Genomic DNA, 21,065 nt, shown 5'->3' with positions numbered 1-21,065 from the left:
TGTACTCAATTTAGCCTAACTTTTTTAAGTTAGCTTGTATATATCCCAATATCTCGTTAAAATCTGGCTGGCCTTGATAATAAAGTCCGGAAGTTCCGATATAACGATTCTTAAAATCCTCCCTAATTTTATCATCGGTAAGCAGGAATGCCTCCTTCTCGGATAATGGTACATCGAGATCTACTAGTGGAAACCAATCGAGTTTATGATCCAAATAAGCTTGTGTTGTAATAAACTTCTGAATATCATCTCGCTGAAAAAGCCGGTAGACATCGTAGTATTGCCTCATAAAGTTGACCTTTGGTCCACCGCTATCCGCTCCCTGTTCCACACGGAACTTGGTAACAATAGTCTGGAGTTTTTCGACAAGGGTATAACCGGGATGATAACAGGCAATGTCTATGGCTCGGTTATCAGTCATCTTAAGCTGAACCTCCATTGCCTTATCATACATCCATGAACTGATATGAACGTTTTCATTTGGGGCAACCTTGGCGAAGCCAACCTCTAGTAATATCCCATCTTTGATTCCGGGAACAGATCCAAAAAAGCCATCATACTTAAGCCTGATCCCTCCGTTTCTTCCGTTCTTGTCATCGAACTCAGTGTCACGCTCCGCGATGATGCCATCGATACGGATGTAATCTGTCAGCCAATCGAAGAACTTCATTCGATTTTCAATGATACTTTTGCCACTGGATTTTGGGTTTTCATTTACCTTTATACCAGTCTCGTCAATAAATGCTTTCGGCGGAGTAATATGTAAATCAAGGTCCTCTGAAAATCTGTCTATGATCTTAAACCCCTTCGAAAGTGAGGTTCCTCCTTTGAGCTCAAATTCTAGTCCCAGGTTTTTCATGCCATAAAGCACATGCATGATCCAGTAATCTTTTTCGACAAGGGCTTCAATTATGCCTTTCTCTGCAGCTAATGTACTGATAAGGCTTTTAAAGTCCTTTCGTTGATGGAGGAATGCTATACTCATATATTCTGTGTCAGAAGCGGGTTAGGCCGTAGCCAATAGTTTTCTTGTTCTTGGTGTACCGTATTTCTCAATAGCATGCCTTAGGGAATGCTTATCTAAGCTCATCGCTTTTTCTAAGGTCTTCTCAAGTATTTTCGGTTGATCTTCTGCTAAGTATTCCAGGTTATTGATTAGGTCAATTACCAGAAACTCCCTTGTAGGCTTCGGTGGAAAAGCCGATTTTTTTTTGAAAGTGAACAATTTGTTGCCTAGTGTTATATCTCCACTACGCAGATGGTTATAAACGATCTGCTTATTATACAACTGTGTAGTTCCAACTCCCAATGCGTTATAGGAATTGAAGGAGGTAATCAGAAAATTGTCGTTGTCCAAAAATTTCTTGATCAGCAACTGATCCGCAGGCGGTTCAAAACCGAAAGCGTTTTTCTTCGGAAAGTGATATAGCCCAGGGCCAACCTTTTTTAAAACACCATCGCCAGTAAGCTCAGAAAGATGTCTATCAATAGAGCTTGACCACTTTTGTAGTTCATCCCTCTTATAGATATTTCCTTTCCTCAAATGACTTTTTAACTCATCTAATTTTGACATAATATTTTCCTTTCAAACACAAAGTTACGAATTTATAGCTAAATTTTGCATGATTTTTGACTAAAATTCATGCAACAATACTTGCAAAAAAATCAGTAGACAGCAACTTATCTATCTGTTGAGTGAAAATATGTCGTGCACATCATTTTGAGATTTTAATTGAAGACATCTTATTCTCTTTAATTATCTCCATATGTCAGATAGGGAATAACTATGACTATGTCTAGCGAAGCTCGTGGACTAAGTAATGTAACTAAGGTTCTGGAGGGAGCTGGTACGGTTTTAGGGGTTGTATCCGCCTTAAACGATGCAAATGAGATTTATAATAAAGGTATGTCAAATGCTACCGTAGCGGATTGGAGCAAACTTGGAGTTTCGGTGGGGCAGCTCGCATTAAAAAGTAACCCTTGGACAATTGGTTTAGGTTTAGCCTATGGAGTAGCAGATATGACGGGCTATAATCCTATAGATCTTGTCTATGATAGGGTTAAGAAGTAGATTATTACTTTACAACAAAATGAGATCATGATACGTTTTTTAAAATATTATTACTTTAGAATATTTAGTTATTTTTCTGACGGTAGTTCAATCCCGCTCTTCAGGACATTCGCTATTATGTTTGTTTTTGTATATTTTAATCTTTTAGCTTTGATTACATTAATTTTTTCTGTAGGGCTAAATATTAGATTAAATCATCCGGTAGGAAATGGGGTAAGGTGGTTTTTGCCTTTAGTGTTTATTGTGCCATTATTTGCATTATTCTATCATCGTCTAAAGCGATCTGGTCTTCATGATTTGATCTTTGAGGAGTATTCAAAAGAAACAAAGAAGCAAAAAATCAGCAGAGGTTGGATTATTATTCTTTATTTTATTGGTTCGATATTGCTCTTTATTTCTGTTTTATGGCTGAGGCAAAAGATAAGAGGTTATTGATTTCTGCAGATCAGCGGGTTAGACTTTATATTCTAAAGTCATCGCACCAATATAAATTATTAGAAAAATGATTATTGGTTGATCAAAATTAGATCAACGACAATGTCCTTACTTAAGGGCTTTGTTTTTTTAATGCGAATATGCCTTACCTGTTTTGGCAGCCCTGATAATGGCATTAGCCAGGAACAAAAGTTTTTCCCTGACTGCTGGATCTAATTCCTCTATCTCTTCAATAAGTTTGATGGTCTGCTTGGATAAACCACACCAAAATAATATCCCTAATATTACTGTTCCAGGTCAAAATCTAATTCACTCATAAAACGTAGTTAAACCAGAAGTTAGCGTTTTTTATGTATAAACGGAATTTTACTCGAAAAATGATACTTTATATTAATGTGCTTAAAAGTCATATAGTCAGCATTTTATGTTTTTTTTGTAAAATTGTCTTTTATGGAGCAGTTTGTGAGGTTTTTTTTGATGATGACAACTGATTAGAAATATTTCGGAATTTTATATAGATAACTGATTTGATTACAGTATATTTACACTAGTTGTCAACATTACCGGGTAAATTACAACGGATGATAAATTCAGTTCTTGGATTGTCGTTATTTCCATCTAATATTCTGTCTTTCAATAACTTATACTAGGTGTATCGGAAAGTAAGCATTGGATTTTGAGCTGGCTATAAGTGTTGGTCAATTTTTCCAGCTGAAGGACGACCAGATGGATCAAATCATTCAGGAGGTATCTATAGTTAGGGACTGCCGATTCTTAGCATCGAAATTGGGAATTTCAAGGTCAGAGCAAGAAATGCATATATCGGAGCATAACGGGACACCTGTATCGGTGAGACAAATGATCTCTCCTGCATTTAAGTTAGTTACCGGATAAACTGGGAATTTGAATAAGCGAGAATTACTGGAGTTATTTTTTTGAGTATTATTATATCCAATTTCACTTAATAATGGATATAATGGACTAGAAGCCTGCTTTTTTTGTTGGCGCATCAACTTTGAGGAAAAGGACTATACCTATATGATTATTACCAAGGGGATAACCGAAGAAACGAGTGCCATCCAGATTAACCTTTGGGTTTGGAGGAAACCTAATTATTCTTTGCTATAGCTTACAGGTGATCTCGTTTCGCTAGCGCTCGTTATTTTGTCAACAACCAAAGCGATAGCTCCATCACCTGTTACATTGCAAGCAGTTCCAAAGCTATCCATTGCGATGTATAGTGCGATCATTAACCCAATCATCTCTTCGTTAAAACCTAGCATAGATTGTAAGATTCCCACAGCTGCCATAATTGCTCCTCCAGGAACACCAGGGGCTGCAACCATTGCAATTCCTAACATAAATATAAAACCTGTGAAAAGCGTAAAATCAAAAGGCATTCCCCTTAAAATCATTAATGCCATAGCACAAGCCGTAATTTTCATGATACTTCCAGATAGGTGTATCGTAGCACATAATGGGATTACAAAACCAGCAATTCTCTCAGAAACCCCGTTTTTTAAAGTCTGCTCCAAGGTAACAGGAATAGTAGCTGCTGAAGACTGTGTACCTAATGCCGTGAAATATGCTGGTGTCATCGTTAGCAATAGTTTAAAAGGATTCTTCTTTGTGATGACAGCTGCAATGGTGAATTGAATAAGTAATAGTAAAATGTGTAAGGCAAAAATTACTCCGATTATGCTAATAAATACCGAAAGGATTGAGAATACCTTTCCACTAAAAGACATACTTGCGAAAATACCCAAGATAAACAATGGTAATAGTGGAACAATTACATTTTCTATGAGTTGCGTTATAATCGTCTGGAAGTCTTTAACCACTAATTTTAAGGTTGACTTTTCTTGATATGAAATACCTAAACCAATAATAAATGCTAGAAATAAAGAGGTCATAACATCTAAAGCGGGGGGGATACTGATACTAAAATAAGGTTTTAGCTCAGGACTAGAACCCCCAATCTGAACCAGATCATTTACGTGAGTTGCCAAAAGCTGTGGAAATATACTCGAAGCGGCAAAATAAGTACTAAAGCCCGAAAATAAAGTCGAACCATAAGCAATAGCAACAGTAAGCAATAATAATTTGCCAGCACTTTTGCCTAAATCAGATATAGCGGGCATTATTAAGCCCATTATAATTAGCGGAATTGCAAAGTTTAAAAACTGTCCAAAAAAATCATTGAAGGTTGTAAATATCCTGTTTACAGATTCTGGTAAATATAGTCCGAAGACAATACCTAGAACTATGGCAAGAAATACTTTAAACAGTAAGTTCGAAAATAAACGCTTCATCATATATGCTGAATAGTAAAAGACTATGAAAGTCTTATTAAAGATTATTGCTGCAATATACGTCAAAAAAGCCATCCTAAGGTCTTGAAGTGACTTTTAGTTGAAAATACAACTATGTTAATCTTATTCTAAATCAATATCCACACCTGGAGCACTCCATTTTTTTTGCTAAACTTTTAAGTGTCAATTATAAATCTGCTATAATTACACTTGTAGCTTTTCAAGCTGCTAGCGCTGAGGTCAATTATGAATCGGCTTGTCATACGGCGTACTTCCAACAAAAAGGTAATGATACAATTGTTGCGTCACGGAGTTACACGGAGTGTTATATTTTGTGAGACTGCCGAGGTATATGCATGGACAATAGTGCCAAAACAAGAAATTAATCTTTTACTGGAAGCATTAGGAATCGGATTTGTGCCGTTTAGCTCATTGGGAAGAATTTTTAACTGGTAAAATAGATGGAATTACAAAATTAGAAGCATCAGACTTTAGAAATTCCTTTCTCCGTTTCACTCCAGATAAATAATGAGCAAGGCGGCAATTCTAATGATTCACCGCCTTGACAAAGCTTATTTTACATGCCATCTAATTTATTAACTTTAGATTTTGTCTAATTATATTTCTTAAAAAAGTTGTTAATGACTTATATAATTTTTCTGGAGCTTCTGTTGGTACGTTATAAGAAGCATTTTTGATATAAACTAATTCTTTATCTTTTTTTGGAATACCATCATGCCAATAAACGTTTAATAATTGCTGCTGAGGCCGCCTCACTGAAGTCTAAACCTGAATAGTCGGGATTATAACCACCAATATAAGGTACAGCCATGATATAAATACGATCATTAAAAGCACCATAAGCATCAACTACCTGGAAGTGATCATTAATGGTGATACCGGAAACTTTCAGGAAATAATCCCCATTTGGGTCTTTTATCACATTTTTACCTTCTGCCAAAGCCTGTTTACCTTCTACTACGGATTGGAATTTAAGTTTAGCAGGACTAATGGTTCGATTTTCTAACAAGCCTTTGAAGGGAAAGTCTTCAAAGGCCAAATGAGGCTGGCCGACGCAATTTATATAGGTGTTGAAGTGGGCGGATATGGCCTCACCACTTTCATCGGTATAGTGGTAAATAGCTCCGCCATCGTTTACTGCCTCTACCAGACTATGGTCCCCTACAGGAATTAAATCCAGTACCCCAGCCTGACGTAAGGCCAGTAGCTCTTCGCCTGAACTTTGTGGAATATAAGCAATCACGATAGAAATTAATGGGCTTAGCGTCTTTTGCAGGCGTTGCATATCTTCAGCTGATAAATATTTAGCTGGATAATTCAATGCAAAACTGAGTACCCCAAGCATTTCCTTCCAATAAATAGATCGTTTACGGCGGATAGATCGCTCTGCTTCGGCATATTCAGCTTTCAGCAACTCAAAAGGATCAAGTCTTTCTCGCAACTCCATCATAGCAGCTACGAATGCTTCCAGTTTCATTTCTTTTATCTGATCATAAAACTCCGGCTCCTTCTCTTTTATAGGACGTTTAAAATCATGTTCGAAAATGTAGTCTAGTGATAAAAATCCTTCATTGCTTGCGATATGATTGGAGATCTGTTCCTTATCTAATAATGAATCATTAGAAAGATGTGAATCCTCTAAGTGGAACCTCACCGCAGGCAAAAAACCATTTCGTGTATGTAAGACCAATTTGAAGGCAGGGCTGTGGTCTAATAACCTATAAAAAAGTTTTCCTTGCCCATCCCTAGCAAATGTTCCATTATGTCGGGCAAGTGTTCGTATCGCATCAACTGCGGTTAAAGACGATCCTTTAATAGCTACAGGATGATCCAGTTTCATGGCTAATTTAACCGGAGGATATGGCGAGTCAAAATAGCCAGGAACCTTACCTTCATGCTTATGTGGCCATTGGTGTCCAGTACAGATAAAGATATGGTCGAATTCAAATTTATCTTGACCATTAATCTCTACTGCCACCAATTCACGGTCCGTAAGGTCTATAATGTCTGTCACCTCACTATTGTAATGAACCTGATATTTTAGGCCCTTTTCACGTGCCTGCTTTTGTAATAGGTCAAACTGATCAGTTAGATACTGGCCAAACAATAGTCTCGGTAAAACTTTGTATTCATTGAAGCGTTCAACATCGATATGATATTTATCCAGGGTATCTTTTGAAACTGTTTTTATCCAATCTGGTAGCGACGTAACCAAATTTGGTATTTCATTGCTGGACACATTGGTGATGTGTTCATCATTTGCACCCTCATGGCTGTAAGGCATACCTTCACCCAGCTTCTTTTTACGCTCAAATATTATAATTTCGAAATCGGTTTTACCTGATTCAACAAAGCGTTTGAACATAAACAGGCCACTAGGCCCTCCACCTAGAATTCCGATGTGTTTTGTATTTTCCAATGTGTTAAATTAATTTTTACACAGCATAACACCCCATAAAAGCACTTTGTTTCAAATTCAATTTTTTAGTTTGTATTTTCTAACCGCTTTTATTCAGTTATGGAATTGACATGATATCGCCATGCTATAGATGAAATAAAATCAATTCATTGATTCTTTTAAAATTTATGTTTAACAGTGAAGGATTTAATGTTTTTGTTGAATTCAAATTTGGAATACTCAAATCTTTGTGGTTACTCATATTAAATCTGTATCCAATTTTTCTTCAAAAAAATAATCGCCCGCAAATAGAAAGAGCTATAGCTTTAAGTAAACTACCTAATTTTACCTCCGCTCCCCAAGCCATAGAAGGGCATTAATGATCATTTTATTCTGAATTTCGTTTTCAAAAGTCTGAGAAAGATCCTTATTAGTTTTGTGATCATAATCTATGTCATTGTGCCCCATATTTACATAGACCATTTTATACTTTTTATTACTCCAAACCACGGGATAATACCCATTATGCCAGATTTCATGTGATTTAGGCCCTGTGCCGAGTGGAAAGCTGCTGCTGTCTATCGCCAGTAAGATATCAATATCTGGATTTTTGCGAAGGTCATTCTGCCAGCGGTACCATTCATTGGGAGACGATTTAAAGATTTTTGGCAGTTGGAAAGTAACCGGATGTTTATCGTTTTCAACCTTTAAAATGGCAGATGTTGGCCTCCAGGTATTACTGCCATAAGCACCCGATGCTAGGAAATCATTATGATACCAATCCCAGTTATCTGGATAACTAGAATTTGCCAGAGCAAAAGCAGAGAAGTGAAAACCTATCCAGGAACCCCCATGTTTCATGTAATTTTCGAATGCCAGCCGCTGTGCTGGAGTTTCCGGTCGGGTATCGAGGAATATTACCACCTGGTATTTGGCAAGAAATTCTGGATTCATATTATTCCAGTTAGCAGTTGAGTCATAACTAAAATGATACTTCTTTGCAGCTTTGGGTAGCCATTGATTAGCTTCATGTACATAACTGATATGCGCCTGATCATTTTTTGCTGTATAAAAGGCGATCACCTTAAAACCTTTTTTTGATGGTTTTTGTGCCATTAAGCTGCAGCTTAATGATAAGATGAAGAATAAAATAAGATGGCTTTTTATTATGAAATTCATGATTTTGATATAGTTTTTAATAAATATAAAAGCTTTAAGTATAAAAAATAGTTCAAATCTGCAGATGAGATAATGACAGAGGTAGTTAGGACTTCTTTTTAATATAAATATGCTTTTTTAGTATAAAATTTAATGCATTTTAAGCGTATCACTCAGATCATTTAAAAGCTTGAGAAAACCTTAGAATTAAAGTTATTGAGAGGATATAGTTGTATTTAAAACGTATTGCCTTTTGTTACAACTATTTGTTTGTCAGTTTATTGTGATTTTTTTTGCTTTTTGTTGTCAAATAAATCAGATAGCTTTACTGCAATGAATAAGTCTTTTATAAATTATGTCGAGAATTAAAATTACAAATCCATTTTTAAAACACCTGTTGCTCCTACCTCTATTTATAATAGCAGTGGAACCGGTGTTAATTGCTCAAAACAAGGTAAGCAGGGTTTATACCACAGCAAACCATACAGATTTGAGGCTGACAAATTCGGGCTCATTGGTGTTTAAAGACCTTAAACAACCATTAGAAACCCAAGTTTGTATTTTCGTTGATCCGGATAGAAAATTCCAATCGGTGATTGGAATTGGTGGAACTATTACTGATGCCACGGCTGAAACGTATGCAATTTTACCTAAAGGCCAGCAGCAGGAATTCTTGAAAGCCTATTATGACCCAACAAATGGTATTGGGTATACATTGGCACGAACTACAATTCATAGCAGTGATTTCTCCAGTGGTAGCTATACTTATATTGAAGAAAATGATGCGGCCTTAAAAACTTTTAATGTAGATCATGACCAAAAATACCGTATACCGCTAATCAAAAAGGCAATTGCAGCGGCAGGAGGTAAACTACCTTTTTTTGTAAGCCCTTGGAGTCCACCTGCTTTTATGAAAACCAACAAAAGCATGTTGCAGGGAGGTAAGCTATTGCCTGAATTCAGGCAAGCCTGGGCAAATTATTTCGTGAAATTTATAAAAACCTACGAACAATTGGGGATTCCTATTTGGGGCCTAACTACCCAGAATGAGCCTATGGCTACACAAAAGTGGGAATCCTGCATTTTTTCAGCAGAAGAAGAACGAGATTTTATTAAACAATATTTAGGCCCAACTTTGCAAAAAAGTGGTTTGTCAGATAAGAAATTAATTGCCTGGGACCATAATCGTGACCAGATTTATCAGCGCGCCAGTGTGCTTTTGAAAGATCCTGAAGCTTCAAAATATATATGGGGAATCGGATACCACTGGTACGAAACCTGGACAGGCAGCGACATGCTTTTTAACAATGTAAAGTTAGTTCATGAAGCTTTCCCTGATAAACAGCTCATGCTGACTGAAGGTTGTGTCGAAAAATTTAATGCAGATAGCACATCAAGATGGGACCTTGGAGAAAGATATGGATATTCCCTAATCAATGATTTCAATAGTGGTGTTACCGCATGGACAGATTGGAATATGCTTTTAGACGATAAGGGTGGGCCAAATCATGTAGGGAATTTCTGTTTTGCACCAATCCATGCGGATACAAAGACAGGTAAACTTATTTATACAAACTCTTATTATTACCTCGGGCATTTTTCGAAATTTGTTCGTCCAGGAGCAAGGCGCGTCGCGAGTTCCTCGAACCGCGATAAATTAATGACTACGGCATTTATGAATACAGATGTTAAGCTTGCCGTTGTAGTCATGAATAAATCAAACGATAAAATTCCATATTATTTATGGATGGCAGGCACAGCTGCGGAAACAGTTAGTCTTCCACATTCCATTTCAACCATCATTATCCAATAAGCTTTAGGTAAGACAGCAGATAACAAAGATTTTTTTTCCAGTATTATAAAACTTGGAAATTAAATGCCTGAAACGTTTTGATCAGATCATTTCCTGTCAAATTATATTTTAACAGTCCCATTCCATAGAATAATGGGACTGTTAAAGTCTCATAGTATTATTTTTATAATTATTGATCAAATTAATTTATGGAATATTTGTAAATTTCGATTGATTAATTAGATTTGAGTAATGACATCATGAATGTCAGCCTGAAATTTGACGTTTTCCCTTAAAGAAACATTGAATTAAACTAAACCAAACCAAATAAACGACCGAATACATCAAAATTTCTTATTAAAGTAATGAAATTGCCATTGGCAGTAGTAGCGAAGCTATGTGCTTTTATTCACATGAAATCTCTATGTTTTTCGATAAAAGAGTTGATTTTTTTGGGCGATAAGCTTGACTAAATGAAATATTTCTGCTTTAAATTGGATAGGAAACAAATTGTTATAAGCCTTAACTAATGTTTCAATCAGAGCCATACGTATTGGAAGAGCAAGTGCTGCTAAGCCGAATTTCATTGGGAGATGAGCGGGCTTTTGCTGTGATTTATCATCGTTACCGTAAAAGGATATATGCCTATGCTTTAACTATTCTGAAAGCAGAAGATGGCGCTGAAGATATTGTTCATGAGGTGTTCATTAATATTTGGAAACATCACCATCTGGAGGATATTGAAAACCTGGAGGCCTACCTTCAAGTTGCCGCAAGAAATACAATCTTGAAACGCTTACGCCGGCAAAAGTTAGAAAGAAAAGTGTCTGATGAAAAAGCGATAGAATGGGAAGAAAGCTGCAATGCTACCGAACAGGGTATTTTATGCAACGATACCCGCAAGCTTCTGGAACAAGGTGTCCGTAATTTGCCGCCACAGCAAAAAGCGGTGTTCCAATTTTGCCGTGAGGAAGGGATGAAATATGAAGAAGTTGCTGAACGTATGTCCATCTCCCGCCTAACTGTTAAAACACATATGCAGCATGCGCTTCGTTTTCTAAGGGCCTACCTCCTCCGGCATACAGATGTGATGATGTGGGCGATTCTTTTACAATTGCTAATGCCTGGATAATTTATTTTCATTTCCATTACTCCATCTCTCTTTTCTATGGGTCTTTAAAATAAGGAGGCATGTGGAACACCCCAGAACAAACACATAAATCTTTGACTAACCAAATGAATAAAGACCGAATTGAACATTTATTCCATCTATATCTGGATGGAAGTTGTACGTCTGCAGAGCTGGATGAGCTGAAATTAGGATTAATGAATCCTGATAACGAAGCTGATTTGAACGATTCTTTGGATAGGATCTGGGATGACATGAAACAGAAAGAACAAGCAGACCTGAGTAAAGAAAGGGCTAAAGCACTTTTTGAAAACATCGTCAGCCAGCCGCAGAAAAATAAAATCAATCTACCGATTTGGAAAACCATGGCTGCTGCGGCAGTTTTATTAATCACTTTAAGCACCGCCTTGTTTTTTTACTTCGAGTCTAATCCGGAAATCAATCATTCTGCTAAATCCGCAGTGCTCAGCTTTCCAGACGCAGCACCAGGTGGGAACAAAGCCCTGCTTACTTTGCCTGGTGGAGAGGTGATCAATTTAAGTAGTGATCAGGAAGGGCTTCGGGTTAAAGGGGACCAATTGATTTATGCAGATGGCAGTACAGTTATTAACGGTCAGCACAAAAAAGGGCTTGGCATTCAGAATCAACTTGCTCAGGTGACTGGGTATGCAGAGTTCAGAACGCCAATTGGTGGCAAATATGAAATCATACTTTCTGATGGTACAAAAGTGCTCCTCAATGCCAACAGTAAATTGAGGTATCCAGTACAGTTTAGCCCAAAATCCAGAATTGTGGAGTTGGAAGGTGAGGGATATTTTGAAGTCTCTAAATCAAAAGAACACCCATTTATTGTCAGATCCAGGGGCCAGGAGGTAAAAGTATTGGGAACAGAATTTAATATTTCCTCTTATGATGATAATGAAGCAGTAAAAACCACACTGCTGAATGGTAGTGTAAAGTTGAGTAGGAGCATAGGGAAAGAAGGAGCGGGGGAGAATATAGTTTTGAAGCCTGGACAGCAATCAGAATGGAACTTGAACCGTTCCGGAATAAGAGTACGTGAAGTTGATGTAACAGAAGTAATGGATTGGAAAGAAGGGCTGTTTCTGTTCAACGATGAACCCATCAAAGAAATTATGAAAAGGGTAGCTCGTTGGTATGATGTTGAGGTCGTGTATGCTGGAAATATGGATAATATCCGTTTTGTAGGGAGCTATTCGCGCAATAAAAACTTAAAGAATCTATTGAAAAATATTGAATTAACAGGAAAGGTGGTCTTCAAGGTAGAATTCGACAGTAATGGAAAAGAAAGGAGGATTATGGTAAAAGCTAATTACTAAAATTTTCTATAAGCCTTTCTTTTAAAAAATTCAGGAGTGTTGAAGCACCCCTGAATCGAGCAACTATCAGATAATTGCAAAGGATAACAATTTAACCTAACACAGCTAATTATTAATCCAGTTCAAATGTATAAAAAATATTCGGTATGGTTATGCCGGAGGCATAACCTCTGCCCGAACAAATATATCCTCGCTATGAAACTTACTGTTATTTTGTTAACAGTTGCCATTCTACAGAGTTCTGCAGCTACTTTTGCGCAAAAAGTGAGCATCTCCACCAGGGATACTCCTATAAAAAGTGTGCTTTATAAATTGACCCGACAAACGGGTTTTAATTTTATTGTGGATGCGGCTCTATTAGAACAGCTGAAACCTGTGACATTGAATGTGAAAAATGAGTCTATGGAAGAAGTGCTGAAAAGATGCTTTGACCAAAGAAAGTTTGAGTTCATATTCAACGAAAATGAAACCATTGTCATTAAAAGCAGAGCTCCGCTTTCACCCTCTCGACTGATTAACATCAAAGGAAAGGTAACTGACGAGAAAGGAGAGCCCCTGTCTGGAGTCTCCATTTCTGTGAAAGGAATGACGATAAGCCGTTTTACCGATGTCAACGGAAACTTTTCCCTTATCAATGTTCCCGCTGATGGGATCCTAATTTTTTCATTTGTTGGAAAGACCAAAAAGGAAGTGGTCATCAATAGCCGTACTGAACTGAATGTGGTGATGGAAGATCAGGCTTATAATGCCGATGAAGTAGTCATTGTTGGTTACGGACAACAAAAGAAACAGTCCGTTACAGGTGCAATCTCCACTGTTTCTGGAAAAGACCTGGTGCAGTCTCCTGTAGCAAACCTGAGTAATGCATTAGCAGGGCGTTTATCCGGGTTAACTACCATTCAGGGAAATGGTAAGCCTGGTGCAGACGGATCCGCTTTATTTATCCGGGGTATTGGAACCTATACAGGAAATAATAGCCCCTTGGTAATGGTCGACGGTGTGGCTCGTGATAGTTGGGACAATATTGATCCTAATGAAGTTGAGTCCATTAGCGTGTTGAAAGATGCCTCTGCCACTGCCGTTTATGGTGTACGCGGTGCCAATGGTGTAATCTTGATTGTTACTAAACGTGGTAAAGAAGGGGAGCCCATGATCCACGCTTCTGCACAGACGGCAGTTGTACAAATGAACCGCTTTCCCAAGTTTGTCAATTCCTTTGAGTACGCTAGTTTGATGAATGAAAAAAGCTTCCAGCAGTATTGGATTAATCATGCCAAAGATGCCGATATCAGTACCTGGGACGATTTTATGAAGAAACGTGATGCCAATTGGATTAAAGAAGCACCAAACTATTATTCGGAAGAGGAGCTATTGTATTATAAAAACTCCAAAATCCCGAAGCTTGCCAACGGAGAGAAAAATCCGTACTATGATCCCTATTTTCATCCGGATGTAGATTGGAGGGAACAGCTTTTTAAGAAATCGGCGATGCAAAGCCAGTTCAATGTGAATGTTGGAGGCGGTACAGAGCGGGTTAAATATTTTGTCTCCTTAGGGCATCTTAACCAGGGTGGTCTATTTAAAACAGATTACATGCCTTTCTCAGAGGAGAGCCAGTACAACAATAGACGTTCTAATCTTCGTGCCAATCTGGACTTTGATGTGAATAAAGATTTCAGAGTTTCAGTAGATATTGGTACACAGTTTCAAACGCAGACTGGATTGGTTGATGAAGACTGGATCTGGAATCAAAGGGTCATGTGGACCACACCTCTTACTACACCTGGAATGATTGATGGGAAATTTGTAATGCCTTATACAAATCCTAAAATAGGCGATAATCCCCTCTATCAGATTTCCACCAGAGATTTTCGGGTAACAAATTCAAGTACACTGAATTCCCTCATTCGTTTAAATCATAAACTTGGCTTTATCACCGAGGGCTTAAGTGCAAATGCAAGGGTGGCTTACGATAGCTACTTCTCTACGATGACCGGTGGTAGATATACTCCTGGATATTACATCATCAAGCCAGGAGAAAATGGTGATATTTCGAATCCCAAATTGGTGATGGCGGCGGAAGATCAGGCGCCGCAACGTTATTCTGACTGGTACAATGGAAAATGGAGGAAGATTTACGGAGAGTTCTCCCTGAATTATAGTCGCACTTTCGGAGATCATGCGGTTTCTGCGCTAGCACTTTATAACATAGAGAAGAAGTTTGATCCTAACTTGGCTAATAAGTTGCCACACGGTTACCTTGGGGCTGTTGGACGTGCCACTTATGCCTATAAAAGCAGGTACTTGGGAGAGGTCAATGTAGGTTACAACGGATCGGAGAACTTTCCAGAAGGAATGCGCTTCGGACTCTTACCAGCTTATTCTTTGGGATGGGTAGCTTCTAATGAAAGCTTTTTTCCTAAAAATGACTACCTGACTTATTTGAAGTTTCGGGGGTCATTGGGTAAGGTAGGTAATGATAATATCGGGGGTGCCCGCTATCTATACCTTCCTGATACCTGGAATTATACCGGAGGTTATACTTTCGGAACACTCAACGACCGCAATTGGGTACCTGGCGCCGAAGAAGGCCGTATTGGAAATCAGCATGTCACCTGGGAAACCTCTACAAAAATGAACATTGGTTTAGAAACCAGATTTTTTAAGGATAAGTTATCTATTACCTACGATTATTATAATGAACATCGTAAAGACATTCTTTCTTATAAACAGACCGTGCCAGACATTGTCCAGGCATCTTTACCTCCATATAATTTAGGGGAAGTTAAAAACTGGGGACATGAGCTTGAAGCCAATTTTAGATCCAATCTCCGCAACGTTAATTACTGGGTAAAGGCGAATGCCTCTACCAATAAGAATAAGATTGTATTTATGGATGAGGCGATTATGGAGGGCCTTGAATATCAATCGGCCACAGGAAGACCAGTTGGTCAGCCTTCCTATTTGCAAGCCGATGGACTTTACACTTCCTGGGCCACACTTTATGAGATCGACCGAAATGGAAATCCAGTACTTGGAAAACCTATAAGAGCAAAGAACAAAAGTGGTCAGGAATATACTAATGCTGCGGGAAATCCAGTATATCAAAAAGACCTGGGCTATGCTGGAGTGGTGCTTCAACCTGGAGAGGTTCGTTTGATTGATGTCAATGAAGATGGAGTAATCGACGACAAAGACTATATGCGTTCAGGAAAAACAGCAATTCCGGAGTTTAGTTATGGGGTAGCTATGGGCTTTAATTATAAAGGGTTTGACTTCTCTATCCTTTTTCAAGGTGTTTCAGGTGTAGCGAAGTACGTAAACAATAACCGGCACTTTAACAATAAAGAATCTATGTCTGAAGTTGACCTAAACCGCTTTACATTAGAGCGGTATAATAATGGCGATCAGATCGACTTTCCAATAGCTGCCTATTCCCATGCTTCCTCTTACAATACATTTTTATTGAAAGATGCTTCGTATCTAAGATTGAAAAATATGGAGATCGGTTATAGTCTGCAGCCAAAATTCCTTAAAAAGGTGGGGATCAGATCCGCCAGAATTTATGCAAATGGTAATAACCTATACACCTGGGCACCAAGCCTGATATGGGGAGATCCTGAGAATCTGGGGTATGTAGGATATCCAATTACCCGTACTTATAATTTCGGGATAAGCTTTAATTTTTAATGAATCAAGACAGAGATATATGAAAAGACTAATAATAGTGTCAGTCCTTTTTGTAAGCATTTGCTTTATGATGCTTACACCTGGCTGTACCAAAGATTTTCTTGAAAAACCAAAGGGGGGAGTGGCAACTGTAGATACAGTTTTTCACACTAAAAATCAGGCACAATACGCTGTAGCGCAAATGTACAACAGATGTATTACAGCGTATGCACCCAGCAATAGTAGTGGTTCCCGCCCCGAATCTATCACAGATCAACTGTACATTATTCACGGAATAAATGATACCTGGGCAGGAACAGCAATTAATACGTCCACCTATATTACAGGTAACATGTCTCCTTCAGGAAATGCCGATTGGGGTGGTTTTGGTTCCCATTACAAAGGAATCAGACAAGCTAACCTTGTATTGAAAAACATAGATATGGTGGTGGATGCCGATGACAACTGGAAAAAAGATGTTAAAGCTCAGGCTATATTCTGCCGCGCATTACAACATTTTGAACTGTTTCGCTATTACGGTGGAATTCCAATTCTGGATCACGCCCTGGGAGAAGAAAACCTGCTGCTACCACGAAATTCTGTAGAAAGAGTAGTCAATACGATTGTACAATGGTGTGATGAAGCTGCAGCAGTATTGCCATTGTCGCGTTCGGCAGTGGATTATGGAAAAGCAACACGTTTAGCTGCTTTAGCCTTAAAATCTCGCGTATTGTTATATGCGGCGAGTCCGCTGTACAATACCCCGGAATACATGAGGACTGAAGTTATTGGCGCCCGTTTCGGAGATGCACGTGATTCGGTTCTTGCCTACCCATCCTATAGCAAAGAGCGTTGGAAGAGAGCTGCAGATGCAGCATTGGAGGTGATTAACAATGCACCAGCAGCAGGAGTAGAGCTACTTAATACCGGAAAACCATTAACTACCGGAGAAACCTATGCTACACTTGGTGATTATGAATCGGTCTGGAATGTAGCTGGAAATAAGGAATTGATTTTAGTGAATCCACGCAGTCTGCTAGAGATGGATTGGTGGACGCAATGGATGTTCTCCAAGCTCTTGAACCTGTCCTGGGGAATCAAACAGAATGTGCCGATTGAATTTATGCAGCTGTATGAAAAACGGGATGGCACAAAATGGAAGCTGCCTGCAAAAGGAGATAACCTACCTGAAGACATCAAAGCGCTTAATCTGGATCCCAGATTTTATCAGACTATTGCATATGATGGAATGTGGTACAGCGCTAGATCTGGTTTTTTAGATTACTATAAGGCTGGCGACGGTTTTCTGGAAGGAAGAATTTCTGGAACAGATAATATCCCGAATGGATATGCGCTGGAAACCTACAAATTTGTTCCCCGTGTAGATAATATGTCCATAAATCATTTTACCTGGCCGGTATTTCGTTTGGCGGAATTTCAGTTAAACTATGCGGAGGCCATCAGTGAATACGAAGGTCCAAATTCTAAAGCATTTGAAGCGGTAAATGTACTACGTTCAAGAGCAGGTATGCCTAACAATCATGAAAGCAACCCAGAGTTGTTTAGGGCATTCATTCAGAATGAAAGAACAATTGAGCTTGCTTATGAGAACCACCGGTATAACGATCTTTTACGATGGCTGAAAGCGAATGAAGTACTCAATCAAACCCTTCATGGCATTGTCACTACAGCAAAAAAAGGCAACAACGGAACGTTACTTCGTTCCTGGGAACAAGGTGTTTTTATACCAAGGGTATTCCCTAAAAGGTATTATTATTTGCCTTTCTCCAACACGGAGGTCAGTAAAAATTACCTTGGAGGAGTGGGTACAGGCTGGGCTGGACAGAATCCAGGATGGTAGGCTTTAAACATAAACTATAACGAAAAATGAAAAAACCATATATAACCTTGTTTCTGGGGATACTATTTTCTTGTCTGGTGTTTTTTGCAAAGGCACAGAAAAAGACCGTTACAGATACAACGTCTTCTATTGCTGATGGCTTAAACAAAGGCATTGTTGAATTGGGATTAAGAACAGAAAAGGCTTGGCGCAATACCGCTTCGGTGTTTACGATTTCGGGAGAAGAGTTGACCAGAATGACTTCCGGGAATTTACTGAATACACTTCAAGGGAGAATTCCAGGTCTAACCATCATTACAGGATCAGGAGAGCCGGGCTATGATAATCCTACTTTTTATGTCCGCGGACAAAGCAGCTGGAACCTGGGAGGAGGGAGTGTACTCATTTATCTGGATGGGTTTCAGGTAGACATGGGTGCAATTACCTCTCTTTCAGCCTATGAAATTGAATCTGTTACTTTGTTGAAAGATGCGGTCGCATTGGCGATGTATGGAATGGAAGGCGGCTCAGGTGTCATTATGTTCAAAACAAAAAGAGGACAAGAAGGACCAAATAAAATTATTGTGAATGGCCGCTATGGGATACAACGTGCAATTCAGCTTCCAAAGGTGATGAATGCTTATGATTATACACGCTATTATAATCAGGCATTAACCAATGATGGGCTCGCAGTAAGATATCCAAATCCGGAATTGTATAAAGCAGGCAATGACCCTCTGCATCCTAATGTAAACTGGTATGATGAGGTGCTGAAACAAAATTCAGTCATCCAGAATTACAACCTTTCTTTTAAAGGTGGCAATAGTAAAGCGAAGTATTTTGTGTTTATGGACCACACTGATTTTTCCGGTCTGTATAAAAATGCGAAGGAACTTGATAAAGATTTTGGAACAAATGCTCAATATAGAAGAGAGAATATTCGGGCAAATCTAGACCTTCAGATGAGTAAAAATTTATCTGTGCAGGCTTCGATATCTGGAATTACGGAAGATAAATACACCCCTGCAGGTTTCACGGCTACTAGTCTTTTCAATAACATGATGAGGATTCCAGCTGCAGCCTTCCCGGTAAAGAACCCAAATAACTCCTGGGGAAATGGCTCAGCCTATGATTTTAACCCGGTACAACTGCTCAAGCAGAATGGAATCTGGAGTTCGCATACCCGAAATATTCAAACCAATTTTAGTTTTGCAGAAAAGCTAGATGCCATCACTCCAGGACTAAGATTTAACGGTGCGGTATCTTACAGTAATCAGTATGTAGGTTATTATGCCAAAACATTTACGGTACCTTCTTACGAAATCAGAAAGGATGCAAACGATAACCCTATACTTGATGCAAGTGGGAAGATTACCTATTCGCAGAGAGGGGTGATCGGAGAGAGTATCAGCGATGGGGAGACCAGTCACTGGTATCGTACTATACTGCAGGCCTGGTTCGACTATAACCGTACTTTCGGTAAACATACATTCACTGGTAAACTGCTGGCTAAAAAGCAAAATTACTCTCATAACGGTATGGTTTACCCTTTACGTAACCAAGGGATATCCGGAAATATGACCTATGATTATGACGCAAAATATATTGTAGACTTATCCGCAGGTTATACAGGATCTGCCGACTTTGCGGAGGGTCAGCGTTATGGTTTATTCCCTGCACTTGGTTTGGGCTGGATCGCCTCTCAAGAAAACTTTCTGAAAGAAAGCAAGGACATAGATTTTTTGAAATTGCGTGTTTCTTATGGAAAAACGGGTAATACTAACGAAAACTACCGCTTCCTATACCAACAATGGGTAAATAGTTCGAGTGGATTCCTATTTGGGGATGAGAATAAGTGGTACGAAGGTTTTGCAGAAGGACCCTTCGCCAATCCTAAGGCAAGTTGGGAAGTAAAGAAAATTTTCAACATCGGTGTGGACTTACAAATGTTCAAAAAGTTCAGCTTGAACCTGGATTTATTTAGTGAGAAACGTACCGGAATTATCCAGATTGATCAGGCCGATGTTCCGGATTATACTGGATTCTCCCTTCCCTATATGAACAGTGGTGAGGTGAAAAACAGCGGCTTTGAAGCGGTTTTAGCCTATAATAATCAGACACCAACATTTGAATATTATGTAAAAGGAATGTTGTCCTTCGCCCGAAATAAAATCATCAGCATATCAGAAACGACGCAGCCACAAGATTACTTATATCGCAAAGGTTATGCCATCAGTCAGTATCGCGGACTAGTTTCAAATGGTTATTATGAAACTTCAGACTTTGATGCTGATGGAAAGTTATTAACTACGGTCGTTCAATCGGGTTATTCAAATGTGAAACCTGGAGACCTGAAATATATAGACCAGGATGGGAATGGCATCATCAATGATTATGATAAGAAGCCAATCAATTTCAGTAATATTCCAGAACTGACATTGGGTTTCAATTTTGGCTTTAGGTACAAAGGCTTTGATCTGGATGCATTTTTTCAGGCCGTCACCAATCGTACCGTGATCTTACCACAGGCGTATACTACGCCTTTCGTTAACAACAATAACATTACTATATTTTCAGAAAATAGCTGGACGCCACAGAACGCCAATGGGGCAACAAGTCCTCGTCTTTCCAGTCTGAATAGTTTGAACAATACACAAAGTTCAGATTTCTGGATGCGTGATGGTAGTTTCCTAAAACTACGTAGTCTGGAATTGGGCTATACTTTTCCAAAGCGTAGCATCATTAGAAACATGGAGATGGTTAGACTTTTCCTGAATGGCACCAATATATTCACTTGGGATAAGATCGATCATTTGGAAGCAGAGAACCTCTCTATGGGCTATCCTTTGATGCGTTCCTTCAGCCTGGGACTAAAAGTTAAATTTTAAACAAAAAAAATT

Annotated in this window: 13 protein-coding genes; 8 read left to right on the top strand and 5 right to left on the bottom strand. The window is 38.7% G+C overall.

Features of this window, described 5'->3' with window-relative positions:
• Positions 1-10: 10 nt before the first annotated feature.
• Entirely contained in the window at positions 11-985 is a 975-nt protein-coding gene (locus AQ505_RS16580; protein WP_062549201.1) for a nucleotidyl transferase AbiEii/AbiGii toxin family protein, read from the bottom strand.
• 21 nt (positions 986-1,006) lie between these two features.
• Positions 1,007-1,573, bottom strand: coding sequence for a hypothetical protein (locus AQ505_RS16575; RefSeq protein WP_062549200.1), 567 nt, complete (start codon positions 1,571-1,573; stop codon positions 1,007-1,009).
• Positions 1,574-1,792: 219 nt separating this feature from the next.
• Here AQ505_RS16575 and AQ505_RS16570 point away from each other — a divergent pair, with 219 nt between their 5' ends.
• Together AQ505_RS16570 and AQ505_RS16565 are read left to right on the top strand one after the other, a co-directional pair.
• Entirely contained in the window at positions 1,793-2,071 is a 279-nt protein-coding gene (locus AQ505_RS16570) for a hypothetical protein (RefSeq protein WP_157262431.1), read from the top strand.
• A gap of 27 nt (positions 2,072-2,098) precedes the next feature.
• Positions 2,099-2,506: a hypothetical protein gene (locus AQ505_RS16565; RefSeq protein WP_062549198.1), complete on the top strand. Its 408-nt coding sequence runs from the start codon at positions 2,099-2,101 to the stop codon at positions 2,504-2,506.
• A gap of 1,112 nt (positions 2,507-3,618) precedes the next feature.
• Here AQ505_RS16565 and AQ505_RS16560 read toward each other — a convergent pair.
• The 3 genes from AQ505_RS16560 to AQ505_RS16550 form a co-directional block, all read right to left on the bottom strand.
• Positions 3,619-4,821: a dicarboxylate/amino acid:cation symporter gene (locus AQ505_RS16560; protein ID WP_197286202.1), complete on the bottom strand. Its 1,203-nt coding sequence runs from the start codon at positions 4,819-4,821 to the stop codon at positions 3,619-3,621.
• A gap of 730 nt (positions 4,822-5,551) precedes the next feature.
• Positions 5,552-7,258, bottom strand: a complete 1,707-nt coding sequence (locus AQ505_RS16555) for an FAD/NAD(P)-binding protein (protein ID WP_062549197.1) — start codon at positions 7,256-7,258, stop codon at positions 5,552-5,554.
• A gap of 324 nt (positions 7,259-7,582) precedes the next feature.
• Entirely contained in the window at positions 7,583-8,353 is a 771-nt protein-coding gene (locus tag AQ505_RS16550) for a ThuA domain-containing protein (protein WP_231634908.1), read from the bottom strand.
• A 397-nt stretch (positions 8,354-8,750) separates the two neighbouring features.
• On the opposite strand from AQ505_RS16550, the gene AQ505_RS16545 reads away from it, so the two are divergent.
• The 6 genes from AQ505_RS16545 (at position 8,751) to AQ505_RS16520 (ending at position 21,053) form a co-directional block, all read left to right on the top strand.
• Complete coding sequence (locus tag AQ505_RS16545; RefSeq protein WP_062549195.1) at positions 8,751-10,208, top strand: glycoside hydrolase family 30 protein; 1,458 nt, start codon at positions 8,751-8,753, stop codon at positions 10,206-10,208.
• 508 nt (positions 10,209-10,716) lie between these two features.
• A complete protein-coding gene (locus AQ505_RS16540) occupies positions 10,717-11,319 on the top strand; it encodes an RNA polymerase sigma factor (protein ID WP_062549194.1) in 603 nt (200 codons plus the stop codon).
• Positions 11,320-11,423: 104 nt separating this feature from the next.
• The gene (locus tag AQ505_RS16535) at positions 11,424-12,656 is read left to right on the top strand and encodes a FecR family protein (RefSeq protein ID WP_197286201.1); all 1,233 of its coding nucleotides are present in this window, start codon (positions 11,424-11,426) and stop codon (positions 12,654-12,656) included.
• 195 nt (positions 12,657-12,851) lie between these two features.
• Positions 12,852-16,346 (top strand): TonB-dependent receptor, encoded by a 3,495-nt coding sequence (locus AQ505_RS16530; protein WP_231634907.1) that lies wholly within the window; start codon positions 12,852-12,854, stop codon positions 16,344-16,346.
• 67 nt (positions 16,347-16,413) lie between these two features.
• A complete protein-coding gene (locus AQ505_RS16525) occupies positions 16,414-18,186 on the top strand; it encodes a RagB/SusD family nutrient uptake outer membrane protein (RefSeq protein WP_231634906.1) in 1,773 nt (590 codons plus the stop codon).
• A 26-nt stretch (positions 18,187-18,212) separates the two neighbouring features.
• Positions 18,213-21,053 (top strand): SusC/RagA family TonB-linked outer membrane protein, encoded by a 2,841-nt coding sequence (locus AQ505_RS16520; RefSeq protein ID WP_062549190.1) that lies wholly within the window; start codon positions 18,213-18,215, stop codon positions 21,051-21,053.
• Positions 21,054-21,065 lie beyond the last annotated feature (12 nt).

It is taken from the genome of Pedobacter sp. PACM 27299 (genome assembly GCF_001412655.1).
Taxonomy (GTDB): domain Bacteria; phylum Bacteroidota; class Bacteroidia; order Sphingobacteriales; family Sphingobacteriaceae; genus Pedobacter.
The sequence above is the reverse complement of the archived record's forward strand: the minus strand, read 5'-3'. Positions and strand labels throughout refer to the sequence as shown.

Coding starts and splice junctions, on each gene's coding strand:
- AQ505_RS16580 (WP_062549201.1), bottom strand. CDS start 985: ATGAGTATAGCATTCCTCCATCAACGAAAGGACTTTAAAAGCCTTATC.
- AQ505_RS16575 (WP_062549200.1), bottom strand. CDS start 1,573: ATGTCAAAATTAGATGAGTTAAAAAGTCATTTGAGGAAAGGAAATATC.
- AQ505_RS16570 (WP_157262431.1), top strand. CDS start 1,793: ATGTCTAGCGAAGCTCGTGGACTAAGTAATGTAACTAAGGTTCTGGAG.
- AQ505_RS16565 (WP_062549198.1), top strand. CDS start 2,099: ATGATACGTTTTTTAAAATATTATTACTTTAGAATATTTAGTTATTTT.
- AQ505_RS16560 (WP_197286202.1), bottom strand. CDS start 4,821: ATGATGAAGCGTTTATTTTCGAACTTACTGTTTAAAGTATTTCTTGCC.
- AQ505_RS16550 (WP_231634908.1), bottom strand. CDS start 8,353: ATGGCACAAAAACCATCAAAAAAAGGTTTTAAGGTGATCGCCTTTTAT.
- AQ505_RS16545 (WP_062549195.1), top strand. CDS start 8,751: ATGTCGAGAATTAAAATTACAAATCCATTTTTAAAACACCTGTTGCTC.
- AQ505_RS16540 (WP_062549194.1), top strand. CDS start 10,717: ATGTTTCAATCAGAGCCATACGTATTGGAAGAGCAAGTGCTGCTAAGC.
- AQ505_RS16535 (WP_197286201.1), top strand. CDS start 11,424: ATGAATAAAGACCGAATTGAACATTTATTCCATCTATATCTGGATGGA.
- AQ505_RS16530 (WP_231634907.1), top strand. CDS start 12,852: ATGAAACTTACTGTTATTTTGTTAACAGTTGCCATTCTACAGAGTTCT.
- AQ505_RS16525 (WP_231634906.1), top strand. CDS start 16,414: ATGATGCTTACACCTGGCTGTACCAAAGATTTTCTTGAAAAACCAAAG.
- AQ505_RS16520 (WP_062549190.1), top strand. CDS start 18,213: ATGAAAAAACCATATATAACCTTGTTTCTGGGGATACTATTTTCTTGT.